Origin of the sequence: Mobilicoccus massiliensis, from assembly GCF_000826525.2 — a bacterium.
Classification (GTDB): Bacteria; Actinomycetota; Actinomycetes; order Actinomycetales; family Dermatophilaceae; genus Mobilicoccus; species Mobilicoccus massiliensis.
Map to the genome: position 1 here is coordinate 109,543 of NZ_LN651325.1, position 23,186 is coordinate 132,728.

The 23,186-nt window shown below is 70.0% G+C and carries 19 protein-coding genes; 10 read left to right on the plus strand and 9 right to left on the minus strand.

The window, feature by feature from the left end:
- Window positions 1-32 precede the first annotated feature (32 nt).
- Together BN1197_RS02215 and secA are read left to right on the plus strand one after the other, a co-directional pair.
- On the plus strand, window positions 33-317 hold the full coding sequence (locus BN1197_RS02215; RefSeq protein ID WP_040155809.1) for a GNAT family N-acetyltransferase: 285 nt from the start codon (window positions 33-35) through the stop codon (window positions 315-317).
- A 209-nt stretch (window positions 318-526) separates the two neighbouring features.
- Window positions 527-3,259, plus strand: coding sequence for a preprotein translocase subunit SecA (gene secA / locus BN1197_RS02220; RefSeq protein WP_040155810.1), 2,733 nt, complete (start codon window positions 527-529; stop codon window positions 3,257-3,259).
- 60 nt (window positions 3,260-3,319) lie between these two features.
- Here secA and BN1197_RS02225 read toward each other — a convergent pair whose 3' ends face one another.
- Window positions 3,320-3,910 carry an Rv3235 family protein gene (locus tag BN1197_RS02225; RefSeq protein WP_052465878.1) on the minus strand — a complete coding sequence of 197 codons (591 nt, stop codon included), beginning with the start codon at window positions 3,908-3,910 and terminating at the stop codon, window positions 3,320-3,322.
- Between the two features lie 167 nt (window positions 3,911-4,077).
- On the opposite strand from BN1197_RS02225, the gene BN1197_RS02230 reads away from it, so the two are divergent.
- Together BN1197_RS02230 and BN1197_RS02235 are read left to right on the plus strand one after the other, a co-directional pair.
- Window positions 4,078-5,646 carry a wax ester/triacylglycerol synthase family O-acyltransferase gene (locus tag BN1197_RS02230; protein WP_082043551.1) on the plus strand — a complete coding sequence of 523 codons (1,569 nt, stop codon included), beginning with the start codon at window positions 4,078-4,080 and terminating at the stop codon, window positions 5,644-5,646.
- Between the two features lie 13 nt (window positions 5,647-5,659).
- The gene (locus BN1197_RS02235) at window positions 5,660-6,037 is read left to right on the plus strand and encodes a DUF6912 family protein (protein WP_052465879.1); all 378 of its coding nucleotides are present in this window, start codon (window positions 5,660-5,662) and stop codon (window positions 6,035-6,037) included.
- Here BN1197_RS02235 and BN1197_RS02240 read toward each other — a convergent pair.
- Both BN1197_RS02240 and BN1197_RS02245 read right to left on the minus strand, forming a co-directional pair.
- Complete coding sequence (locus BN1197_RS02240; protein WP_040155811.1) at window positions 6,022-6,339, minus strand: hypothetical protein; 318 nt, start codon at window positions 6,337-6,339, stop codon at window positions 6,022-6,024. The two genes, BN1197_RS02235 and BN1197_RS02240, sit on opposite strands and share 16 nt — an antisense overlap.
- Window positions 6,336-6,536 (minus strand): hypothetical protein, encoded by a 201-nt coding sequence (locus BN1197_RS02245; RefSeq protein WP_040155812.1) that lies wholly within the window; start codon window positions 6,534-6,536, stop codon window positions 6,336-6,338. Before BN1197_RS02245 ends, BN1197_RS02240 begins: the two co-directional genes overlap by 4 nt.
- 149 nt (window positions 6,537-6,685) lie before the next feature.
- Here BN1197_RS02245 and BN1197_RS02250 point away from each other — a divergent pair, with 149 nt between their 5' ends.
- Window positions 6,686-11,587 (plus strand): NAD-glutamate dehydrogenase, encoded by a 4,902-nt coding sequence (locus BN1197_RS02250; RefSeq protein WP_040155813.1) that lies wholly within the window; start codon window positions 6,686-6,688, stop codon window positions 11,585-11,587.
- Between the two features lie 70 nt (window positions 11,588-11,657).
- Window positions 11,658-13,196, plus strand: coding sequence for a sensor histidine kinase (locus BN1197_RS02255; RefSeq protein WP_040155815.1), 1,539 nt, complete (start codon window positions 11,658-11,660; stop codon window positions 13,194-13,196).
- Between the two features lie 165 nt (window positions 13,197-13,361).
- On the opposite strand, the gene BN1197_RS02260 is transcribed toward BN1197_RS02255, so the two are convergent.
- Window positions 13,362-13,610 (minus strand): WhiB family transcriptional regulator, encoded by a 249-nt coding sequence (locus BN1197_RS02260; RefSeq protein ID WP_009482385.1) that lies wholly within the window; start codon window positions 13,608-13,610, stop codon window positions 13,362-13,364.
- Window positions 13,611-14,025: 415 nt separating this feature from the next.
- Here BN1197_RS02260 and BN1197_RS02265 point away from each other — a divergent pair, with 415 nt between their 5' ends.
- Entirely contained in the window at window positions 14,026-15,486 is a 1,461-nt protein-coding gene (locus tag BN1197_RS02265) for a nitronate monooxygenase (RefSeq protein WP_040155949.1), read from the plus strand.
- Here the strand turns inward: BN1197_RS02265 and BN1197_RS17235 are convergent.
- Window positions 15,447-15,623, minus strand: coding sequence for a hypothetical protein (locus BN1197_RS17235; RefSeq protein ID WP_176489694.1), 177 nt, complete (start codon window positions 15,621-15,623; stop codon window positions 15,447-15,449). The genes BN1197_RS02265 and BN1197_RS17235 overlap by 40 nt on opposite strands.
- 158 nt (window positions 15,624-15,781) lie before the next feature.
- On the opposite strand from BN1197_RS17235, the gene BN1197_RS02275 reads away from it, so the two are divergent.
- The 3 genes from BN1197_RS02275 (at window position 15,782) to BN1197_RS02285 (ending at window position 19,057) form a co-directional block, all read left to right on the plus strand.
- A complete protein-coding gene (locus BN1197_RS02275; RefSeq protein ID WP_040155818.1) occupies window positions 15,782-17,041 on the plus strand; it encodes a phospholipase D-like domain-containing protein in 1,260 nt (419 codons plus the stop codon).
- 72 nt (window positions 17,042-17,113) lie between these two features.
- Window positions 17,114-18,229, plus strand: coding sequence for a peptide chain release factor 2 (gene prfB, locus BN1197_RS02280; protein ID WP_040155819.1), 1,116 nt, complete (start codon window positions 17,114-17,116; stop codon window positions 18,227-18,229).
- Between the two features lie 21 nt (window positions 18,230-18,250).
- Window positions 18,251-19,057, plus strand: coding sequence for a Cof-type HAD-IIB family hydrolase (locus tag BN1197_RS02285; protein ID WP_040155951.1), 807 nt, complete (start codon window positions 18,251-18,253; stop codon window positions 19,055-19,057).
- Between the two features lie 94 nt (window positions 19,058-19,151).
- Here the strand turns inward: BN1197_RS02285 and BN1197_RS02290 are convergent, their stop codons facing one another.
- From BN1197_RS02290 to BN1197_RS02305, 4 genes are read right to left on the minus strand one after another with little or no spacing between them, the layout of a single operon-like run.
- Window positions 19,152-19,532, minus strand: a complete 381-nt coding sequence (locus tag BN1197_RS02290; protein ID WP_040155820.1) for a biotin/lipoyl-containing protein — start codon at window positions 19,530-19,532, stop codon at window positions 19,152-19,154.
- Between the two features lie 28 nt (window positions 19,533-19,560).
- On the minus strand, window positions 19,561-19,881 hold the full coding sequence (locus BN1197_RS02295; RefSeq protein ID WP_052465881.1) for a hypothetical protein: 321 nt from the start codon (window positions 19,879-19,881) through the stop codon (window positions 19,561-19,563).
- Window positions 19,882-19,909: 28 nt separating this feature from the next.
- The gene (locus BN1197_RS02300) at window positions 19,910-21,469 is read right to left on the minus strand and encodes an acyl-CoA carboxylase subunit beta (protein ID WP_040155821.1); all 1,560 of its coding nucleotides are present in this window, start codon (window positions 21,467-21,469) and stop codon (window positions 19,910-19,912) included.
- Between the two features lie 23 nt (window positions 21,470-21,492).
- Window positions 21,493-22,995, minus strand: coding sequence for a methylmalonyl-CoA carboxytransferase subunit 5S (locus BN1197_RS02305; protein ID WP_040155822.1), 1,503 nt, complete (start codon window positions 22,993-22,995; stop codon window positions 21,493-21,495).
- Between the last annotated feature and the right edge of the window lie 191 nt (window positions 22,996-23,186).

The following is a 23,186-nucleotide window of genomic DNA, read 5'->3' on the forward strand; positions in this document are numbered from 1 at the left end:
TGTGCCCGCCCGGCGCATGGCAGGGTGGAGGAATGAGTGACGTACAGGTGACACGTAACGACGACGCCGGCCGCTACGAGGCCCACCTCGACGGACAGCTCGCGGGGTTCGCGGAGTTCCGGCGCGGCGACGGCACGATCGAGTTCCCCCACACCGTCACCGAGCCGGAGTTCGGCGGTCGCGGTGTGGCCTCGGCCCTCGCGCGCACGAGTCTCGACGACGCCCGTGCCGAGGGCCTGAGCGTCATCCCGTCGTGCTCGTTCTACGCGGGCTGGATCTCCAAGCACCCCGACTACCAGGACCTCGTCGCGTCCTGACGGTGAGCGGCCTCGTCGGGCCCTCGGGCCCGGGGCCGAGACGAATCCCGTGGTCCTCGAACGGGCTTGACGCGCCGTGATGCGTCCCGGCCTGGGCCGACGGTGTCCGGTTGCCGGTCCACCAGCGTTTACCCTGGAAGGACCACCGAGTACGGCGCCGGACAGTTCGTAGGGGTCAGGCGCCGTTCACATGCGCAAGGAGTCAGGCCGTGCCGAAGATCGTCGACCGAATCCTGCGAGCCGGAGAAGGACGGGTCGTCAAACGACTCGAAGGCATCGCGGCCCAGGTCAACGCCATCGAAGAGGACTTCGAGAAGCTCAGCGACGCCGAGCTGCGCGCAGAGACCGACGTCTTCAAGCAGCGCGTGGCCGACGGCGAGTCGCTCGACGCCATCCTCCCCGAGGCGTTCGCGGCGGTGCGGGAGGCGAGCAAGCGCACGCTGGGCAAGCGCCACTTCGACGTGCAGATCATGGGCGGCGCGGCCCTTCACCAGGGCAACGTCGCCGAGATGAAGACCGGTGAGGGAAAGACCCTGGTGGCCACCCTGCCGAGCTACCTCAACGCGCTCGGCGGCAAGGGTGTCCACGTCGTCACGGTCAACGACTACCTCGCCGAGTACCAGTCCGAGCTCATGGGCCGCGTGCACCGCATGCTCGGCATGGAGACGGGTGTGATCCTCGCTCACATGACTCCGGCGCAACGCCGTGAGGAGTACGCGAAGGACATCACCTACGGCACGAACAACGAGTTCGGGTTCGACTACCTGCGCGACAACATGGCCTGGCAGATGGCCGATCTCGTGCAGCGCGGCCACAACTTCGCCATCGTCGACGAGGTCGACTCCATCCTCATCGACGAGGCCCGCACGCCCCTCATCATCTCGGGCCCCTCCGACGCGGCGACCAAGTGGTACACCCAGTTCGCCCGGCTCGTGCGGCATCTCGAGCGCGGCACCCCCGCCGACCGCATGCGCGGCATCCCCTCGACCGGCGACTACGAGGTCGACGAGAAGAAGAAGACCGTCGGCATCCTCGAGCCCGGCATCGAGAAGATCGAGGACCTGCTCGGCATCGACAACCTCTACGAGGCCGTCAACACCCCGCTCATCGGCTACCTCAACAACGCGATCAAGGCCAAGGAGCTCTTCAAGCGCGACAAGGACTACGTCGTCATGGACGGCGAGATCCTCATCGTCGACGAGCACACGGGCCGAATCCTGCGCGGACGCCGCTACAACGAGGGCATGCACCAGGCCATCGAGGCCAAGGAGGGGGTGGAGATCCAGAACGAGAACCAGACCCTGGCCACCGTCACCCTCCAGAACTACTTCCGTCTCTACGACAAGATCTCGGGCATGACCGGTACGGCCCAGACCGAGGCCGCCGAGCTGCACCAGATCTACAAGGTGGGCGTCGTGCCCATCCGCACCAACCGGCCCATGGTGCGCAAGGACCAGCCCGACCTCGTGTACCGCACCGAGAAGGCGAAGTTCGACGCGGTCGTCGAGGACATCGTCGAGCACCACGCCAAGGGGCAGCCGGTACTCGTCGGCACGACGAGCGTCGAGAAGAGCGAGTACCTCAGCACGCAGCTCGAGCGGCGCGGGGTGGCGCACGCGGTGCTCAACGCCAAGCACCACGAGCACGAGGCGAACATCGTCGCCGAGGCCGGCCGCAAGGGCGCGGTGACCGTGGCGACCAACATGGCCGGCCGCGGCACCGACATCATGCTCGGCGGCAACCCCGAGTTCCGCGCGGTCGCCGCGCTCAAGGCCCGCGGCCTTTCCCCGGAGGAGACCCCCGAGGAGTACGAGGCCGCGTGGGACGAGGCGTTCGCCGCGGCCGAGCACGCCGTCGAGCGCGAGCACGACGAGGTCACGCAGCTCGGTGGCCTCTACGTGCTCGGCACCGAACGCCACGAGTCGCGCCGCATCGACAACCAGCTCCGCGGACGCTCGGGGCGCCAGGGCGACCCGGGGGAGTCCCGGTTCTACCTGTCGCTGCAGGACGACCTCATGCGCATGTTCAACGCGGGCATGGTCGACCGCTTCATGACCTCGGCCGGCCTCGAGGACTCGGTGCCGATCGAGTCCAAGATGGTCAGCCGCTCGATCCAGAGCGCGCAGACGCAGGTCGAGGGCCGCAACTTCGAGATCCGCAAGAACGTCCTCAAGTACGACGACGTGCTCAACACCCAGCGCAAGGTCATCTACGCCGAGCGGCGCCGCGTGCTCGAGGGCGAGGACCTCACCGAGCAGATGCGCTACTTCCTCACCGACGTCGTCGAGGGGTACGTCACGGCGGCGACGGCCGAGGGCTTCGCCGAGGACTGGGATCTCGAGGAGCTGTGGACCGCCTGCGGCACGCTCTACCCCATGGGCGTCACCCTGGACGAGGTGCTCGACTCCGCGGGCGGCCTGCCCGGCATCGACCCGCAGGTGCTCAAGGACGAGCTGTTGAGCGACGCCCACCGCGCGTTCGACGCCCGTGAGGAGCAGCTCGGTCCGCGTGGCACCCGTGAGGTGCAGCGCCGCGTCGTGCTGTCGGTGCTCGACCGCAAGTGGCGCGAGCACCTCTACGAGATGGACTACCTCCAGGAGGGCATCGGCCTGCGCGCCATGGCCCAGCGCGACCCGGTGGTGGAGTACAGCCGCGAGGGCTACCAGATGTTCAACGCGATGCTCGACAGCATCAAGGAGGAGTCGGTCGGCTACTTCTTCAACGTCGACGTGCAGATCGACGAGAGCCAGCTGCCGCCGGAGGAGGGCGACGACGCCGGGGTGGCCGTGCGAGGCGAGGGCCTCGACGGGCCGCGCAAGGAGCGTCTGCACTACTCCGCACCTGCCGAGGACGGCTCGGTCGAACAGCACGACGACGACAGCAACCGCGATCGCAAGTCCCGGCGGGCCGCGAAGCGCGCACAGCGCAAGAAGGGTCGCTGAGCCGGGCGGGCATCGACGAGGCCTGCCTCGTCGGCTGACGACGACGAGACGGGCGCCGGTTCAGCCGATCTCACACGCCGTGACGAGCCACCGTCCGTCGAGTCCTTCGAGGCGCAGGGCCATGGCGCGCACGCGATGGTGGTCGTCGATGACCGCGCTCGCCTCGACGACCGAGACGTGACCCGGAAGGACGGTGGCGACGACGCGCCGCAGCCGCACCGGCCGACGGGTCGCGCCTCCGCGGCGCGCGGCTCGGCCCGAGCGGCGGACGATGGAATCGTGGACGTCGGGCGCCAGCCACCGCATGACCTGGGTGGCCGGGCGAGCACCCGTCGCGGCCTCGTACAACGCGACCGCGACCCCACGCACCCACAGTTCGGCGTCGGGCAGCCCCGACAGATCGGTGTGGGTCGGGCCGAAGTCGTCGACGAGCCGCAGCCGTGCACGCCGCGATGTCCCCGACCGTCGCCCGGAGGCATCCCCGGCGGTCGCCGCGGCCGCGTCGACCGGAGTGCTCCTGCTCGGACGCGCCGCGGGCCACGGCGGCGTGCCCACCGCCTGCGCCAGGGGGCGCATGCGGATGGGCAACGGGTGCCGACCCGCGTCGTGGGCGGAGGCGTACTCGCCGAAGTCCGGCGCGGCAGTGGACATGGCGACTCCTGGGGTGAGGACGTGGGGGCTGCGAGCGCCTGAGCGCTGCTTGTGTCAAGTATGCGCCCGGGGTGACGACCCACGCGGCCGGCAGCGCCTCGGGCCCTGTGGGTAACCGACCGATGCGCGCGCGGGGCGGGCCGCGCCACCCGTGGCACGATGGCGGCGTGCTCGATCGACTCAGTCCCCTCGACGCCTCGTTCCTCTACCTCGAGGAGCCGGAGACCGCCCTGCACGTCGGCTCGGTGATGATCCTCGAGGGTGCGGCGGGCCGACGGGCGCGCCGGGGTTCGGCGCCTCTCGATCACGACGCGCTCGTCGCGCTGGTCTCCGACCGCATCGGGGAGTCCTCCCGCTACCGCCAGCGCGTGCGCGAGCTGCCGGGGCGCATCTCGGGGCCGGTGTGGGTCGACGACGTCGACTTCGACATCACCTACCACGTCCGACGCTCCGCACTGCCCGCCCCCGGATCGGAGGAGCAGCTCGCGGAGTTCGTCGCCCGCATCCAGAGCCGGCCCCTGGACCGGCAGCATCCGCTGTGGGAGATCTACGTCGTCGAAGGCCTCGAGGGTGGACGTACCGCCCTCGTGACCAAGACACACCAGACCCTCGTCGACGGGGTGACGGCCGTCGACATCGGGCACCTCCTGCTCGACACCGAGCCGAACCCCGACATCCCGACGCCCCCGCCGTGGCGGCCCCGCCGCGAACCGCACGACGCGGCCCTGCTCGCCGACGCCGTGCTCGAGGCCGTCCGCCGACCTCTCACCGTCGCCGATCGGGTTCGCGGCGGAGTCGTCGACGGCGTCTCGGGCTTCGCTCGGCGCACGCTCGGTGGCGTGGGCAGTCTCCTCGCGCAGGCGGCCCGCACGGCGGCCAGCCCGGCTCCGGCGAGCGCGCTCAACACCCGCGTGCGGGCACCCCGCCGGTTCCACATGCTTCGCACCGACCTCGTCGAGTACCGGATGATCCGCGACGCGATCGCGAACGGTGCCCGGCCGGTCGACGTGACGATCACCGACGTCGCCCTCACGGTGCTCACCGGAGGTCTGCGCACGTGGCTGCAGGCGCGTGGCGAGCCCGTGCACTCCGCGACGACGGTGCGGGCCATGGTTCCGGTGAGCATCTCGGAGGGGCCGGCCGAGGACGAGCCGTTGGAGAACAGCGTGTCCTCCAGCCAGGTCGTGGCCTGCTTCGTCGACCTACCCGTGGGGGAGCCGAACGGCCGTCTGCGGCTGGAACGCATCGCGTACCAGACCCGGCACCAGACCCGCAGCTCGCGGGCGTTGCCGGCGAGTTCCCTCACGAGCATCGTCGGGTTCGCCCCGGCGACGCTGCACCACCTCGGCGCGCGCGTGGCCGGCGCGGTCTCGAGGCGGATGTTCAACCTCGTCGTCACCAACGTGCCGGGCCCTCAGAAGCCGCTCTACGTGGGCAGCGCCCGCATGATCGCGACCTACCCGGTCATGCCGCTCACGCCCGGGCAGGCGCTCGCGATCGGCCTGACCTCCTACGACGGAGAGGTCTTCCTCGGGCTCAACGGCGACCGGGCCGCGATGAGCGACCTCGACGTGCTCGCGGACGGGGTACTCGAGGCGCTCGAGGAGCTCACCACGACCGTGGGCACCGGGGCCGCTGGGGGTTCTGAGGGCTCTGGGGGTTCTGAGGGCTCTGGGGTCATCATCGACACCGACGACACATCGACACCGACGACACCATCGATACCGAAGACATGACGGAGGACCGGAGATGAGCGTGCGGGTGTATCTGGCCGCGGGGGCCGGCGGGGTGCGGTCGCTGCGCGACGCGGGAACCGTGCGGGCGCCCGGTTATGCGGTCACGCCGGCGATGCGGGCGGCCGATCCGCGCGCCGACGAGGAGGACCTCGAGTACGAGGCCGCCCTGCTCGCCGAGGGCGACCTGCGTTCTCGCGACGGGGCGGTCGTCGTCGTCGCGGCCGACGTGTCGCGGCTGCCGGCCGAGCACGAGCCCGGCGCGGAGCTCGAGGTGCCGGCGTCGTCGGTGGTCGCCCTCCACGTGGCCGAACACGGCGCGAGCGAGGACGAGGAACTGCTCTGGTACGACGCCACCGAACTGGACGACGTCGCAGCCTACCTCGGGATCTGATCGTTCCCCAGTTCCTCGCACACCCGACGGCAGGCGGCGCGCAGCGCGGTGTGGGGGTGGGGACGGCCCGATCTCGTGGGCCGGGCGTCGCGCAATGCCGCGGCGAACTCGGCGAGCGCGTCACCGAGAACGTCGAGGGCGCGGGCGAGTTCGGCCACGTCCGCGCGCGTGCCGGCGGTGGGCGCCGTCTCGGGCAGCCCCGGCGTGGGGGCGTTCGCCGTGCTCTCGCGCAGCCGGTGGGCGCCCGAACGCAGGTCGGCGGCCAGCACGGCGCACGAGGCCGGGTCGCCCGCGCGGGTCACCGGGCCCCCTCGGACACGTCGCCGGAAGACGCTGCGAGGAGCCGTTCGAGTCGTGCCTCGATGAGGTCGAGCGCGTCGTCCAGGACGAGTTGCGTCCGATCGTCGCCGGTATCGGGGGCGGCGCAGCTCAGGCGGTCGAGCAGACCGGCCGCCACCTCGGGGAGCCCGCTCGTGCTCCCTGCCGTCTCGATGTCCACCCCCTCAGGGTACGGCTGCGCAGGTCGGAGGCGCCTACGACGGCTCCCGCGCAGCTCATCGGTTCCGCGGAACGGCGGGCAGGACCCGTGTGACCCTCCTAGCATCGTCAGAGCAGGGACCAGGTCGTTCGAACGAAGGGGAGAGGGCGATGGCGACATCGTTGGAGGAATCTCGGCAGCAGCTGCTGGACTCGGCCGCGGAGATGGTCGACCGGCAGGAAGGAGAGTCCGCCCGACTGTTGTTGACGCGCTACTACCGGCACATGCTCACCGAGGATCTGCTGGCGCGTCGCCCCGAGGACCTCGTGGGGGCCGCCCTCTCGCAGCGGGCGCTCGCCTACGACCGCCCCGTCGGCGTGCCCAAGGTGCGGGTCTTCACCCCGTCGGTCGAGCAGGAGGGATGGTCGACCGGTAACACCGTCGTCGAGGTCGTCACCGACGACATGCCCTTCCTCGTCGACTCCATCACCGCCGAGCTCGCCCGGCAGGGCCGCGCGCTGCACCTGCTCGTCCACCCGCAGATGGTCGTGCGGCGCGATGCCGCCGGCGTGCTGTCCGAGGTGCTCGACGTCGACGTCGACGAGCCTCACGAGGGATTCGGGGTGGTCACCGAGTCGTGGATGCACCTGCAGATCGCCCGGGAGAGCGACCCCGCCGAACGCGAGCGCCTCGCCGACTCCCTGCTGCGCATCCTCGAGGACGTGCGCGTGTCGGTCGAGGACTGGCCCAAGATGACGGGCAAGGCCGCCGAGGTCGCCGAGCAGCTTCGCGACCACCCGCCGGCCGGCATCGACGCCGCGGACGTCGACCAGGTGCGCGGACTGCTCGACTGGATGGCCGCCGGACAGTTCACGTTCCTCGGCTACCGCCAGTACGAGCTCGTCGAGGAGGGCGGACGCCCCGCGGAGAAGCCCGTGTCGGGCACCGGCCTCGGCCTACTGCGCCACGACGGGCGCAACGAGGCCGTCGACGGCATCGAACGCGTGAGCGTGCTGCCGGCGGGCCCCGTGGCCGAGAAGGCGGGGGAGCGGAGGCTGGAGGTCATCACCAAGGCGAACTCCCGCAGCACCGTGCACCGTTCGGCCTACCTCGACTACGTCGGCGTCAAGACCTTCGACGAGTCCGGGGCCGTCACCGGCGAGCACCGGTTCCTCGGCCTGTTCACGGCGAGCGCCTACACGTGGTCGGTGCGCACCGTGCCCTACCTCGCCGAGAAGGTCGAGACCATCATGGAGCGCAGCGGCTTCTCCCCGGAGTCGCACCTCGGCAAAGACCTGCTCGGCATCCTCGAGACCTACCCCCGCGACGAGCTCTTCCAGGCCGACGTCGAGAGCCTCACCGAGACCGCGGTCGCCGTCGTGCACCTGCGCGAGCAGCGCCGCACGAGGCTGTTCCTGCGCAAGGACGAGTACAACCGCTACATGTCATGCCTGGTGTACATCCCGCGCGACCGCTACACCACCCCGGTGCGCCTGCGCATGGAGTCCCTGCTCAAGGAGGCGTTCAACGGCGCGAACGTCGAGTACACGACCCGCGTGTCGGAGTCGAACCTCGCCCGGCTGCACTTCGTGGTGCGCGTCGAGCCCGGCCAGGAACTGCCCGACGTCGACGTCGAGGAGCTGCAGCGCCGTCTCGTCGACACGACGCGCTCGTGGGACGAGGATCTCGCCGACTCCGCGCGCGCCGAGAACGGCGAGGAGCAGGCCAGCCGCCTGCTGTCGAGGTACGGCCGGGGCTTCCCCGAGGGCTACAAGGCCGACTTCTCCCCGCGCATCGCCGTCGCCGACCTGCGCCATCTCGAGCAGCTCGAGGGGGAGGGCGACTTCCGGCTCAACCTCTACCGGCCTGCCTCGGCCCCTCAGGGCGAGCGGCGCCTCAAGTTGTACCGGCGCGGCAGCCTGACGCTGAGCAACGTGCTGCCGGTCTTCGCCGACATGGGTCTGCAGGTCATCGACGAGCGTCCGTACGAGGTGGTGGACTCCACCGGCACCGTCTTCCACATCTACGACTTCGGCCTGCGGGCGCCCTCGGAGTCCTCCTGGACGCAGGGGCCCGAGGGCGTGCGCGACGCGTTCCAGGACGCGTTCAAGGCGGTGTGGACGGGCCTGGCCGAGAGTGACGGCTTCAACGCGCTCGTCCTCACCGCCGGCCTCACGTGGCGGCAGGTCGTCATCCTGCGCACGATCGTGAAGTACCTGCGGCAGACGGGTACGACGTTCAGCAACCGGTACATCGAGGACACGCTGCGCACCAACTCCCACATCGCGCGGCTCGTCGTGGAGTTGTTCGAGGCCCGCTTCGACCCCGACCACCCCAGCGGCGACGACATGGAGGCCCGCCGGGAGGCACAGCAGGCCGTCGAGGCCGCGATCCTCGAGGCGTTGGAGGACGTGACGAGCCTCGACGAGGACCGCATCGTCCGCTCCTTCCTCGACGTCATCGACGGCACCCTGCGCACGAACTTCTACCAGCGGCGCACCCTCGAGGACGGCACCGAGACCTTCAAGGAGACGGTGTGCCTCAAGCTCGACCCGCGGTCCATCCAGTGGCTGCCCGAGCCCCGGCCGATGTTCGAGGTCTGGTGCTACGGCCCCCGCGTCGAGGGCGTCCACCTGCGCTTCGGCAAGGTCGCCCGCGGCGGCCTGCGCTGGAGCGACCGGCGCGAGGACTTCCGCACCGAGGTCCTCGGCCTCGTCAAGGCGCAGATGGTGAAGAACGCCGTCATCGTGCCCACCGGCAGCAAGGGCGGGTTCGTCGCCAAGCAGCTGCCCGACCCGAGCGATCGTGACGCGTGGATGGCCGAGGGCATCGAGGCGTACAAGCTGTTCATCTCGAGCCTGCTCGACGTCACCGACAACCTCGTCAAGGGCGAGGTCGTCGCGCCCCCGCGCGTCGTGCGGCACGACCCCGACGACACCTACCTCGTCGTCGCCGCCGACAAGGGCACGGCCAAGTTCTCCGACATCGCCAACGGCGTGGCTCAGTCGTACGGGTTCTGGCTGGACGACGCGTTCGCCTCCGGCGGCTCGGCGGGCTACGACCACAAGGGCATGGGCATCACCGCCCGCGGCGCGTGGGAGTCGGTCAAGCGTCACTTCCGCGAGCTCGGCCACGACACCCAGACCGAGGACTTCACCGTCGTCGGCGTCGGTGACATGAGCGGCGACGTGTTCGGCAACGGCATGCTGCTCTCGGAGCACATCCGGCTCGTGTGCGCGTTCGACCACCGGCACGTCTTCGTCGACCCCGACCCCGACGCGGCGAGCACGTACGCCGAGCGCCGGCGGCTGTTCGATCTTCCGCGCTCCTCGTGGGCCGACTTCGACACCTCGCTCATGAGCGAGGGCGGCGGCGTCTTCCCCCGCACGGCCAAGTCGATCGCGATCACCCCGCAGATGCGCGAGGCCCTCGGCCTCGCCGACGACGTCGAGCGGCTCACGCCCAACGAGCTCATCCACGCCGCGCTGCTCGCGCCGGTCGACCTGCTGTGGAACGGCGGCATCGGCACCTACATCAAGGCGTCGGTCGAGAGCAACGCCCAGATCGGCGACCGCGCGAACGACGCCATCCGCGTCGACGGAGAGGAGTTGCGGGCCAAGGTCGTCGGCGAGGGCGGAAACCTCGGCGCGAGTCAGCTCGGTCGCATCGAGGCCGCACTGCACGGGGTGCGGATCAACACCGACGCCATCGACAACTCGGCCGGTGTCGACACCTCCGACCACGAGGTCAACATCAAGATCCTCCTCACCGGCCTCATGCGCGACGACGACCTCACGCTCAAGCAGCGCAACGAGCTGCTCGCGTCGATGACCGACGACGTCGCCACGAAGGTGCTGCGCGACAACTACGAGCAGAACGTGCTGCTCGGCAACGCGCGCAGGCAGGAATACCAGATGGTCGGGGTGCACCAGCGGTTCATGAACTGGCTCTCCGAGCGTGGCGAGCTCGACCGCGAGCTCGAGTTCCTCCCCTCCGACGCCCGCATCGAGCAGCGCGTGGCCGAGGGACGGGGGCTCACCTCGCCGGAGTTCGCGGTGCTCGTGGCCTACTCCAAGCTCGCGCTCAAGGCCGACCTCATGGAGAGCGACCTGCCCGACGAGCCGTGGTTCGAGAGCAGCCTCGCCGAGTACTTCCCGGAGCCGATCCAGCAGCGCTTCGGTGCCAACCTCGCCGAGCACCCGCTGCGGCGCGAGATCATCGTCAACTCGGTGGCCAACTCGATCGTCAACCGTGGCGGCATCACGTTCGTCTACCGCACGATCGAGGAGACGAGCGCGACGACCGACCAGATCGCGCGCGCGTTCGTCATCGCCCGCGAGGTCTTCGGACTCCGTGAGTTCGTGGAGCAGGTCGAGAACCTCGACAACGTCGTCTCCACCGACACACAGACCGCGCTCTACCTCGAGTTCCGGCGGCTCATGGACCGGGCGGTGCGGTGGTTCCTGCAGAGCCGGCCCTCACCACTCGACGTGGGCGCCGAGATCAACCGGTTCCGCGACGCCGTACGCAATCTCGGCCCGCAGATTCCCGAGTTGCTCATCGGTACCGAGGGCGACCGGCTGCGTGCCGAGGCGCAGAAGTACACGGAGCAGGGCGTGCCCGAGGAGCTCGCGGTGCTCGCCGCGTCGCTGCTCGACCGGTTCAGCATCCTCGACATCGTCGAACTCGCCCACGAGCGCGACGACTCGATCGAGAGCGTGGCGGCGCTGTACTTCGCCACGTCCGAGCGGTTCGACGTCGACGTCATGCTCAACCGTGTCGCGCGGCTGCCGCGGGAGGACCGGTGGGACGCCCTCGCTCGGGGTGCCATGCGGGACGACCTGTACGCCGTGCTCGAGGGGCTGACCCGGGTCATCGACGACGCGACCGACAGCTCGGCGCAGCCCTCCGAGCGTCTCGACGAGTGGTGTACGGCCAACGCCACCTCCCTCGAACGGGGGGCCACGGCGCTCGCCGACATCGCCGCGTTGGAGGACCCGGGAGTGGCGCCGCTCTCGGTGGCGCTGCGGACGCTGCGCGGTCTCGTGCGTTCCGGGAGCGCCACCAACTGAGCCGCCGCGCGTGCCTCGCCGGGGCCCCGCCGACCGATCCGGTCGCCGGGGCCCCGGCTACGCTGCGCACATGCCGTCGTTGAGCAGCAGTCTCGAACGCGTGGGGATGGCCCCGGCCGACGCCGAGTGGCTGCACCTGCTCGTGGGGGACTGGCAGATGATCTCCGATCTCTCGTTCGCCGACCTCGTCATGTGGGTGCGCGAGAACCCGTCGACCTGGACGTGCGTCACTCACGTGCGCCCCAACACCGGTCCGCTCGTGTTCTACGACGACATGGTGGGCATGCACGCCGACGACGACCGCCGCGGCCTGCTCGCCAGGTGCCTGAGCGAACAGCGCATCGTCTGCTCCGACCGTCCGGCGTGGCTCGAGGATCAGCCGCTGCGGGAGGAGGCCGTGCCCGTCGTGCGCGAGGGGCGGTGCATCGCGGTGATGACCCGTCATTCCAACTTCGGCGCCATGCGCGCGCCGAGCCGTCTGGAGCTCACCTACCGCTCGACCGCCGACACGCTCGTCGGCATGATCGCCACCGGCGACTTCCCCCAGCCCGGCCTGCCGCCCGGCTACCGCCGCGGAGCCCCCCGGGTCGGCGACGGGGTCATGCGCCTCGACCTCGACGGGGTCGTCACCTACGCCAGCCCCAACGTCATCTCGGCGCTGCACCGGTTCGGCGAGCGCGGCCGGGTCGTCGGTGACTTCCTCAGCCGCATCGTCACCGACTGCGTCGACGACCATTCGGTCGTCGACGAGTCCCTGCCCCTGGTCCTCACCGGCAAGGCGCCGATGCTCAGCGAGGTCGAGGGCGCGGGCACGACCCTCGTCATCCGCTCGATCCCGTTGTCGGACAACGGCACCCGCTTCGGCGCCCTCCTGCTCGTGCGCGACGTGAGCGAGCTGAGGCGGCGGGAACGCGACCTGCTCACCAAGGACGCGACGATCCGCGAGATCCACCACCGGGTCAAGAACAACCTGCAGACCGTGGCCGCCCTGCTGCGCCTCCAAGGGCGCCGGGTCACCGACGACCTCGCCAGGCAGGCGCTCGTGGAGGCCGAGCAGCGCATCGCGACCATCGCGCTCGTGCACGACACGCTGAGCCGCACCATCGACGAGGCTGTCGACTTCGACGAGATCGTCGGCCGGGCCTTCACCTCCATCGTCGAGGTCGCGGCCCAGGGCGGCGGCGTCCGCTGGCAGTTCGAGGGCAGCTTCGGCATGGTCGCGGCCGAGGACGCCAACGCTCTCGCGATGGTCGTCACCGAACTCGTCAACAACGCGGTCGAGCACGGCTTCCCCGCCGGCGGGCCCGCGGCCTCCGGCGAGGCCCCGGGGGGTGCGGCGGGACCCGGCGGGACCGTGCGCCTGCGCGCGACCCGACGCCGGGAGGCCGAGGCGCAGTGGCTCACCGTCGACGTCGAGGACGACGGTGCGGGGCTGCCCGACGGCTTCCGGCCCGGGCGTTCAGGCCTGGGCACTCAGATCGTCAGTGCGCTGGTGCAGGACCTGCGAGGCTCCATCGTGTGGAGCGCCCGCGAGGGCGGAGGCACCCGGGTCCGGTTCGAGGCGCGGCTGCGACCCCTGGGCAGTGGAGACCGGGCCTCGTCGCTGTGAATACCGTCGCTGTGAGTACCAGCGCCAGGAGCAGGTGCATCATGACGAGCGTCGTGTCCACCCGCCCGGACATGCGTGATGACCGGCCCGCGAGGGAACCGGTCATCACGAATGCGGTCGTCGGTGTGACGGTGTGGTCAGATGGGCTGCCCCCGCCCGGGAGGGTCAGCCGGCGCGGCGGGCGCGGGCGTTGCGACGCTTGAGAGCGCGTCGCTCGTCCTCCGAAAGCCCGCCCCAGACGCCGGCGTCCTGCCCCGACTCGAGCGCCCACTTGAGGCACGTGTCCTGCACCTCGCAGCGGCGACAGACGGCCTTGGCCTCTTCGATCTGCATGAGGGCCGGACCGGTGTTGCCGATGGGGAAGAAGAGCTCGGGGTCCTCGTCCAAGCACGCAGCGCGGTTACGCCAGTCCATGCGGAATGCTCCTTGCCTTGCTGGGGCTTCGGCGCTCACCGAAGCGGTGCCCCTCAGGGGTGGGGGCGGGGAATCGTGACACGAAGGCGGGGAGTCGTAGATCGAAAGCGATCGGCCGACCCCCCGTCGGGACACCGGGACCAACGTCCTTTGTCCGGTGTTTGTTCCCTCAAGCGTCACAGAGATCGGGGGGCGGCACAAGGGGAATGGGGAGTTTTGCGCACGACGCGAAAAGTGACCTTCGCCACAACGGTGCACGAGCAGTATAAGACACGTCTCCGACTGCCAGGTGACCACGCCGGTCGCATGGGAAGGCGACCCGTCCGTATCGCGATACGCCGGTCGTGCGGGGGAGGGTGAGCCCCTAGTTTACCTACGTTGTCGTAAGTTACGGTCGCGGAGGTTTGGCGTGGACGTGAACGAAGCACCGCTGGTCATCCAGGGTGGAATGGGCGTCGCCGTGTCGTCCTGGGGCCTCGCGCGCGAGGTCTCGCGCACGGGCAACCTCGGGGTCGTCTCGGGCACCGCCCTCGACGCGGTCCTCGCCCGCGCTCTGCAGGACGGCGACCCCGGTGGTCACCGTCGCCGCGCCCTCGCCCACTTCCCCGATCAGGACATGGTCGGGCGTGCCCTCGAGCGCTACTACCGGCCCGAGGGCCGAGAGGGACGCCCCTACCGCCCGAACCCGACGCTGACGATCACCCCGAGCACCCCTGCGGTCGAACTCAGCGTGCTCGGCAACTTCGTCGAGGTGTGGCTCGCCAAGGAGGGGCACGACGGCCCGATCGGCATCAACTTCCTCGAGAAGATCCAGATGGGCACACCCACGGCGGTCCTCGGCGCGATGATCGCCGGGGTCGATCACGTGCTCATGGGCGCGGGCATCCCGCGCGAGATCCCCCGGCTGCTGCGCGACTTCGAGGCCGGCCGGCCGGGCGGGGTGACGATCGACGTCGTCGGCGCGACCCGGCGACACGTGAGCACCGTCGACCCGGTCGCGGTCATGGGGGCCCACCTGCCGCGTCTGCGGCGACCGCAGTTCTACGCGATCGTCTCGCTGCACTCCCTGGCCACCTACCTCTACCGGGATCCGGAGATCCGCCCCGACGGGTTCGTCGTCGAGGGGCCGCCCGCCGGTGGCCACTCGGCCCCGCCCCGGGGACGGATGACCCTCGACGAGCGCGGTGAGCCCGTCTACGGCGCCCGAGACGAGGCCGATCTGGGCGCCATCGCCAAGATCGGACTGCCGTTCTGGCTCGCCGGTGCGCACGGCACCCCCGAGGGTGTGGCCGCGGCGCTGGAGGCCGGGGCCGCGGGCATCCAGGCGGGAACGATCTTCGCGCTGTCGGAGGATTCCGGGCTGGACCCGGGCATCCGCCGCGGGATGCTCGAGGCGCTCGCGCGCGACGAGTTGGTCGTCCGCAACGACCCGCGCGCCTCGCCGACCGGATTCCCGTTCAAGATCGCGAACGTGCCGGACACGATGTCGGAGGAGGAGACCTACGAGGCGCGTCCTCGCCTCTGCGACCTGTCCTACCTGCGCAGCCCCTACGAGCGGCCCGACGGCAGCGTCGGATACCGCTGCGCCTCCGAGCCGGTGGACGCCTACCTCAAGAAGGGCGGCGCGATCGAGGACACCGTGGGGCGCATGTGCCTGTGCAACGGCCTCATGGCGAACATCGGCATCGGGCAGGAACGCAAGGACGGCTACGCGGAGCAGCCGGCCGTCACCCTGGGCCAGGATCTGGGCGGGGCCGCGCGGCTGCTGGCCGCCCACCCGCAGGGATGGACCGCGGCCGAGGCCGTCGACTGGCTGTGCAGCGGAGTGGACCCCGCTCAGCGAATCTCGACCCGCGACCACTCCTCGGTGCGGTAGAAGCGCCGCACCTCCTCCCAGCGGTGCGCACGAAGGTAGGAGACCTTGAGCGTGCCGCTGTAGGGGTCTCGCTCGGCCGTCCAGAAGCCGTCCCCGTCCACCCCGTAGCTGTCGACGGTGCCGTCCCGGCGGGTCACCCGCACTCCCACACCGATCTCCTCTCCCCGGTCTCAGCCCTGCGCCCGCGTACCCACGCGTGCCCACGCGCATGGCCTGACACTGCGGCCACCTGCAGACATCGTCGCGTATCGGCGTCCGGCGCGTCGGGTTACGTTGGTTCCATGAGGATCACGTCATGAGCCTGCTGAGCCGCGGCCTGCGGGTGCGCACCCTGGCCCGGGCGGCGGGATGGTACGTGGCGGCCACGACGGCCGCGCAGGTCGCCGCCGTCGTGGGCGTGGTGACGGTCGACGAGATCCGCAAGCGGCGCAACCCTCCTCCCGGGGGCTTTCCCTCGTGTCCGCCGGCGACCGTCGACGTCGCGGAATCGGCGGTGACGACGTACACGCTGGGGGAGGACCTCTACGCCGACATGCTCGAGGCCATTCGAGGCGCCGAGCACACGATCTACTTCGAGACCTACATCTGGAAGGCCGACGAGGTCGGCCAGGAGTTCAAGGACGCCCTCATCGCCGCGGCCGAGCGCGGCGTCGACGTCTACGTCGTCTACGACGCGTTCGCCAACCTCGTCGTTCCGCCGTCGTTCTTCCACATGCCCGAGGCCGTCCACGTCCTGCGCTTCCCCGTGTTCCGGCTGTCGATGATCACGCGACCCGGGCTGCGTAGCTTCGGCCGTGACCACCGCAAGATCCTCGTGGTCGACTCCCAGGTGGGCTTCGTCGGCGGCTACAACGTCGGCAGCCTCTACGCGGACCAGTGGCGCGACACCCACATGCGCATCGTGGGTCCGTCGGTGTGGGAGCTCGACAACGCGTTCGTCGACTTCTGGAACCACTACCGCGGCCGGCATCTGCCGGCGCTGCCCGACCGCGGTGCCGCGTCGTGGGACGCCTCCACCGAGGCCGCGCGCAACGCGCCGAGTCGCCTGCTGTTCCCGGTGCGCGGGCTCTACCTCAAGGCCTTCGACCGGGCCTCCCGGCGCATCTACATCACGCAGGCCTACTTCATCCCCGACGAGGAGATCCTCGACGGCCTGTTGGCGGCCGCACGGCGGGGCGTCGACGTGCGGGTGATCATCCCCGAGTACAGCAACCACGTCGTCGCCGACTGGGTCGCGCGGTCGTACTACACCCGCCTCCTCGAGGGCGGGGTCACGCTCTGGCTCTACCGGGACGCGATGGTGCACGCCAAGACCGCGACGGTCGACGGGCGCTGGAGCACGATCGGCACGGCCAACATCGACCGCCTCTCGCTCACCGGCAACTACGAGGTCAACCTCGAGATGTACAGCGACGACCAGGCCGCCGAGATGGAGCGGATCTTCTCGATGGACCTCGGCAACTGCCGCCAGCTCACCCTCGAGGAGTGGTCGGGCCGAAGCCGCCTGAGCCGGGTCGTCGAGTGGGTGCTGCGCGACCTGCAGCCCCTGCTCTGAGCCGGCCGGCGACCCCGGAGCGGGCTCGGCGGCGCGCGGGGCGTCGATGCGCGGAGGGTAGGATTTCACCTCGTGGCTACCGACTTCGCTCAAGAACTCAAGGACCTGCGGACGACCATGGCGTCGGTGCGCGAGGTGAGCGACCTCGACGCCCTGCGCGCCCAGATCGCCGACCTCGAGCAGCAGTCGGTGGCCCCCGACCTGTGGGACGACCAGGAGAACGCCCAACGGGTCACGAGCAACCTCTCGCGCGCCAACTCCGAGCTCGAGCGCATCGAGGGCATGGACGCGCGCATCGAGGACCTCGAGGCCCTCGTGGAGATGGCGACCGAGGACGGCGGCGACGCCGACACCCTCGCCGAGGCCGAGGCCGAGCTCGTCGCGGTGAGAAAGGCCGTGGGCGAGCTCGAGGTGCGCACGCTGCTGTCGGGGGAGTACGACCAGCGCGAGGCGGTCGTCACCATCCGCGCCGGGGCCGGGGGCGTCGACGCGGCCGACTTCGCCGAGATGCTCCTGCGCATGTACCTGCGCTGGGCCGAGCGCCACGAGTACCCCACGAAGGTCATGGACACCTCCTACGCCGAGGAGGCCGGCATCAAGTCGGCGACGTTCGAGATCAACGTGCCGTACGCCTACGGCAACCTCTCGGTCGAGGCGGGCACGCACCGACTCGTGCGCATCAGCCCGTTCGACAACCAGGGACGCCGTCAGACCTCGTTCGCGGCGGTCGAGGTCGTGCCGCTCATCGAGCAGACCGACCACATCGACATCCCCGAGAACGACCTCAAGATCGACGTCTTCCGCTCCTCCGGCCCCGGTGGTCAGAGCGTCAACACGACCGACTCGGCCGTGCGCATGACGCACATCCCCACCGGCACTGTGGTCTCGATGCAGAACGAGAAGAGCCAGATCCAGAACCGGGCGGCCGCGCTGCGGGTCATGCAGTCCCGGCTTCTGCTGCTCAAGCAGGCCGAGGAGGCCGCGGCCAAGAAGGAGCTCGCGGGCGACGTCAAGGCGAGCTGGGGCGACCAGATGCGCTCGTACGTGCTGCACCCGTACCAGATGGTCAAGGACCTGCGCACCGAGCACGAGGTCGGCAACACGAACGCGGTGTTCGACGGCGACATCGACGGGTTCATGGAGGCCGGCATCCGCTGGAAGATCGCCCAGCAGCGCGGCGAGGACTGACCTGTGTCGCCCGCCCCGACGATGCCCGACCACCCTGTCGACGTGCGGCTCGTCGCCGTCGACATGGACGGCACGCTCATCGGTCCCGACGGCCGTGTGCCGGAGGGGTTCTGGCCGCTGCTCGAGGCGATGACGAAGCGGGGGATCGTCGTCGTCCCGGCGAGCGGACGCCAGTACGCGACCCTGCGCGCGCTCTTCGGCGAGGCGGCCTCGCAGATGGGGTTCATCGCCGAGAACGGCACCCTCGTCGCCTACCGCGACGAGGTGCTCGCCACCGACACGCTCGCGCCCGAGGCCGCCACCGACCTCATCGGCGCCGCCCGCGCCGCGGCGCGAGAACGCGACCTGGGGGCCGTGTTGTGCGGGGTGCGGTCGGCGTGGATCGAACGCACCGACGCCCGGTTCCACGACGAGGTCGCGATCTACTACCGGCGGCTCGAGACGGTCGACGACCTGCTCGCGGTCGACGACGAGGCGCTGAAGATCTCGGTGTACGACGTCGACTCCTCGGCGCAGGCGGAGCCCTTCTTCGCCCCGTTCCGCGAGACCCACCAGGTCGCGGTCTCCGGACCGCACTGGATCGACGTGATGAACTCGGGCGTCCACAAGGGGGCCGGGCTCGAGCGCCTGCGCACCCGGCTCGGCCTCGAGCGCGAGCAGTGCGTCGCGTTCGGCGACTACCACAACGACCTGCAGCTTCTCGACGCGGCCGGGTACTCGTTCGCGATGGCCGACGGGCACCCCGACGTCCTCGCGCGGGCGCGCTACATCGCCCCGCCGAGTGCCGAGGCAGGCGTGGTCACCGTGCTGGAACAGCTCCTGGCCTGACCCCCTCGGGGGCAAGGAAGGAGGGCGCCCACGCGGCGAGCGTGGACGCCCTCTTCGTCGTCCTCCGGGACGAACGAGTCGTTCCCGGCGGCTGCTACTCCTTCTCGTCCTCCTCGGCCCACTCGACGAGCACCTGGCCGCCCTGGACCGCGTCGCCGACCTCGACCTCGACGGACGCGATGGTGCCGTCCTTGGGTGCGGTGACCTCGGTCTCCATCTTCATGGCCTCGAGCACCAGCAGCGTGTCGCCCGAGGCGACCTTCTGGCCGGCCTCGACGAGGACCTTGACGACGGTGCCCGCGAGGTTGGCGGTGAGGGCGTTCGACGAGCTCGCCGGCGCCTTCGCCGTCGTGGGTGCCACGCCGTGGGCGCTCATGCTGCCCACGAGGACGGCTCCGAGCGTCTGGGCCTTCTCCTCTTCGACTTCCACGTCGACGTCGTAGACCGTTCCGTCGACCGTGACCTTCAGCTTCATGTCATTCCTTCTGGTCAGTGAGGCTGCGTCACCGCGAACCGAACGCGGCGTGTGAGCGGTGGATGTCGGACCGCGCCTGCGCGGCCCACGTGCTGCTGCGGCGGACCTGGACCCGCTTGACCTTCGCGCGTTTGCCCAGGTAGGCCGCGACGGCCGCCGAGATGGCGAGTGCGACGCTCTCGGGCAGCTCGTCGGCGGGGTGATGCCTGCGCAGCTCCGACTGCAGTGACGCGACCTGATCGGACAGGTCGGACACCTGCGCCGACAGCTGGGCGATCAGCGCCGTGAGCTGCTCGGACTGCCCGGTCTGATCGGTCGATGCCGGGGAGCCCGGTGTCTGCTCGCTCATGCGTCCCTCCTTCTCTTCGATCGGTCGATCACAGCGGGATGAGGCCGTGCTTCTTGGCGGGGCGCAGTTCGCGCTTGCCGGCGAGCTGTTCGAGGGCGCGGGCGATGTAGCGCCGCGTCTCGGCCGGCTCGATGATGGCGTCGACCTGGCCGCGGGCGGCGGCGACATAGGGCGTCGAGAACGCGTCGCGGTAGAGCTGCACGAGCTCCGCACGCTTGGCGGCTGGGTCGTCGGCGGCCGCGATCTCCTTGCGGAACACGACTCCGGCGGCACCCTCGGCGCCCATGACGGCGATCTCGGCGGTCGGCCACGCGAACACGCGGTCGGCGCCCAGGTCCTTGTTGCACATGGCGAGGTAGGAGCCGCCGTACGCCTTGCGCAGGACCACCGTGATCTTCGGGACCGTCGCCGCGCTGTAGGCGAACAGCATCTTCGCGCCGTGGCGGATGATGCCGTCGTACTCCTGGGCGGTGCCCGGCAGGAAGCCGGGAACGTCGACGAGGTTGACGACCGGGATGTTGAACGCGTTGCAGAACCGGATGAACCGCGCGCCCTTGTCGGAGGCGTTGATGTCGAGCACGCCCGACAGGTGGTTGCTCTGGTTGGCGATGAAGCCGACGGTGTGACCCGTGATGCGGCCGAAACCGACGACGAGGTTCATCGCGTACCCGGCCTGGACCTCGAGGAAGTCGGAGGAGTCGACGATGCGGGCGATGACGTCGCGGACGTCGTAGCCCTTCTTGGGGTCGTCGGGGATGACCTCGTTGAGCGCCTCGTCGTTCTCGACGTCGTACTCGCCCTCGATGAGCGGCGGCTCCTCGGTGTTGTTGCTCGGCAGGAAGCTGAGGAGCTTCTTGGCGATGAGGAGGGCCTGCTCGTCGTCCTCGGCCACGAAGTGCGTGACGCCCGAGCGGCCCATGTGGGTCGCCGGCCCGCCGAGCTCCTCGGCCGTCACCTGCTCGCCGGTCACCTGCTTGATGACGTCGGGGCCGGTGATGAACATGCGCGACTTGTCGGTCTGGATGATGAAGTCGGTGAGGGCGGGGGAGTAGACCGCGCCACCGGCGCACGGGCCGGCGATGATCGAGATCTGCGGCACGACGCCCGACAGGTTGACGTTCTGGTAGAACACCTTGCCGTAGCCGGAGAGGCTGTCGATGCCCTCCTGGACGCGGGCGCCGCCGGAGTCGTTGATGAACACGAACGGCGTGCCGGCCTGCAGGGCCGAGTGCAGCGCGTTCGCGACCTTGGTCGAGTGCATCTCGCCCGCCGAGCCGCCCGCGACGCTGAAGTCCTGGCTCGCCAGGTGCACGGGACGACCGAAGACGGTGCCGGTGCCGGTGACGACGCCGTCGGCCGGCATGACGGCCTTGTCCATGCCGAACAGCGTGGTGCGGTGCTGGGCGAAGAGCCCGATCTCCTCGAAGCTGCCCTCGTCGACGAGCGAGTCCACCCGCTCGCGGGCGGTGAGCTTGCCCTGCTCGTGCTGCTTGGCGTGGCGTGCCTCGCCTCCGCCGGCCTCGACCTCGGCGCGCTTCTCACGAAGCTCGGCGATGCGGTCCTTCATGGTCTTCTGCTTGCCAGTCATGGAAGGTGGTCCTCTTCTCCGGCTCAGGCGGGCTTGACCGCGACCGAGTGCGAGCGGCCGTTGACGGTGACGTTGTACGTGATCGGCGTGCGGACGGGGCCGGTACCGGTGTCGCCGGCCTTGGCCGCCTTCTCCGCCTCGATCTCGGCGGGGTCCTGGCCGACGTTCTTCGGTCCCTCGGGGCGGGTCTTGAAGAACCCGGGCGCCACCTTGGGGAACATCGAGTAGGTGAGGACGTCCTCGTCGGAGCCGTTGAAGCCCTCGATGCCCTCGGCCTCCTTGCGCAGCTCGTCCCACTCGTCCGGGATGTGGTTGGCCGGACGGTCGGTGATCGGCTCCTTGCCCGTTTGGGCCTTGGCCTGCTCCACGACCTCGGGGTTGAACTCGCCGAGGGTGGCGCCGTAGTAGCCGAGCATGAGGTCGGCGAACTCGGCGGTGAGCACCTTGTAACGGCCCATCATCACGTTGAACACGGCCTGCGTGCCCACGATCTGGCTGGAGGGCGTGACCAGCGGCGGGTACCCGGCGTCCTTGCGCACGCGGGGGACCTCCTCGAGGACCTCCTGCAGCTTGTCGCCCGCGCCCTGCTGGGTGAGCTGGGACTCCATGTTCGAGATCATGCCGCCGGGGATCTGGCTGTCGAAGATGTCGGTCTCGACGTTGAACGACGACATGAACTTGCTGTAGCGGGGGCGGACCTCGGCGAAGTGGCGCTTGATGCTGCGCAGCAGCTCCTTGTCGAGGTCGGCGACGTAGCCGGTGCCCTCGAGCATCTCCTGCAGCGACTCGGTGGGGTTGTGGCCCGGACCGAGCGACATCGAGCTGATCGCGGTATCGACCACGTCGGCGCCGCCCTCGATGGCCTTCATGAGCGAGACGAGCGTGACACCCGTGGTCGCGTGGCAGTGCACGTTGACCTGCATGTCGGGCATCTCGCTCTTGATCGCCTTGACGATGTCGTAGGCGGGCTGCGGCTTGAGCAGGGCCGCCATGTCCTTGAGCGCGATGGAGTCGGCGCCCATGTCGCGCAGCTGCTTGGCGAGCTCGACGTAGCCGTCGACCGTGTGCAGCGGCGAGGTCGTGTAGCAGACGGTGCCCTGGGCGTGCTTGCCCGTCTTCTTGACCGCGGCCATGGCCCGCTCGAGGTTACGGGGGTCGTTCAGCGCGTCGAAGACGCGGAAGACGTCCATGCCGTTCTCGGCGGCCTTCTCGCAGAACCGGTCGACCACGTCGTCGCCGTAGTGGCGGTAGCCGAGGAGGTTCTGGCCGCGCAGCAGCATCTGCAGGCGACTGTTCGGCATGAGCTTGCGGAAGGTGCGCAATCTCTCCCAGGGATCCTCGTTGAGGAACCGGATGCAGGCGTCGAAGGTGGCACCTCCCCAGCACTCGACGCTCCAGAAGCCTGCCTTGTCGATGTCCTCGCAGGCGTCAACCATGTCCTCCATGGCCATTCGGGTGGCCATGAGGCTCTGGTGCGCGTCGCGAAGGGCGAGTTCTGTGACACCAATCTCACGCTCTGAGGTCATGGCCTCAATGCTGACAGAGGCGGGGCGCCCGGCACAGGCCCTTGGACAACTGGGGGACCTTGGTCACGGGGCGATCCGGCGGTCCCGGCACCTCGCCGCGCGAGTCATGAATCGGTCATGAATCCGTCACGTCCGTTGCCGTGAACGGTGCGGGATCGGGCAAGGACGGCGCTGGGGCCGGCCGGGCCCGG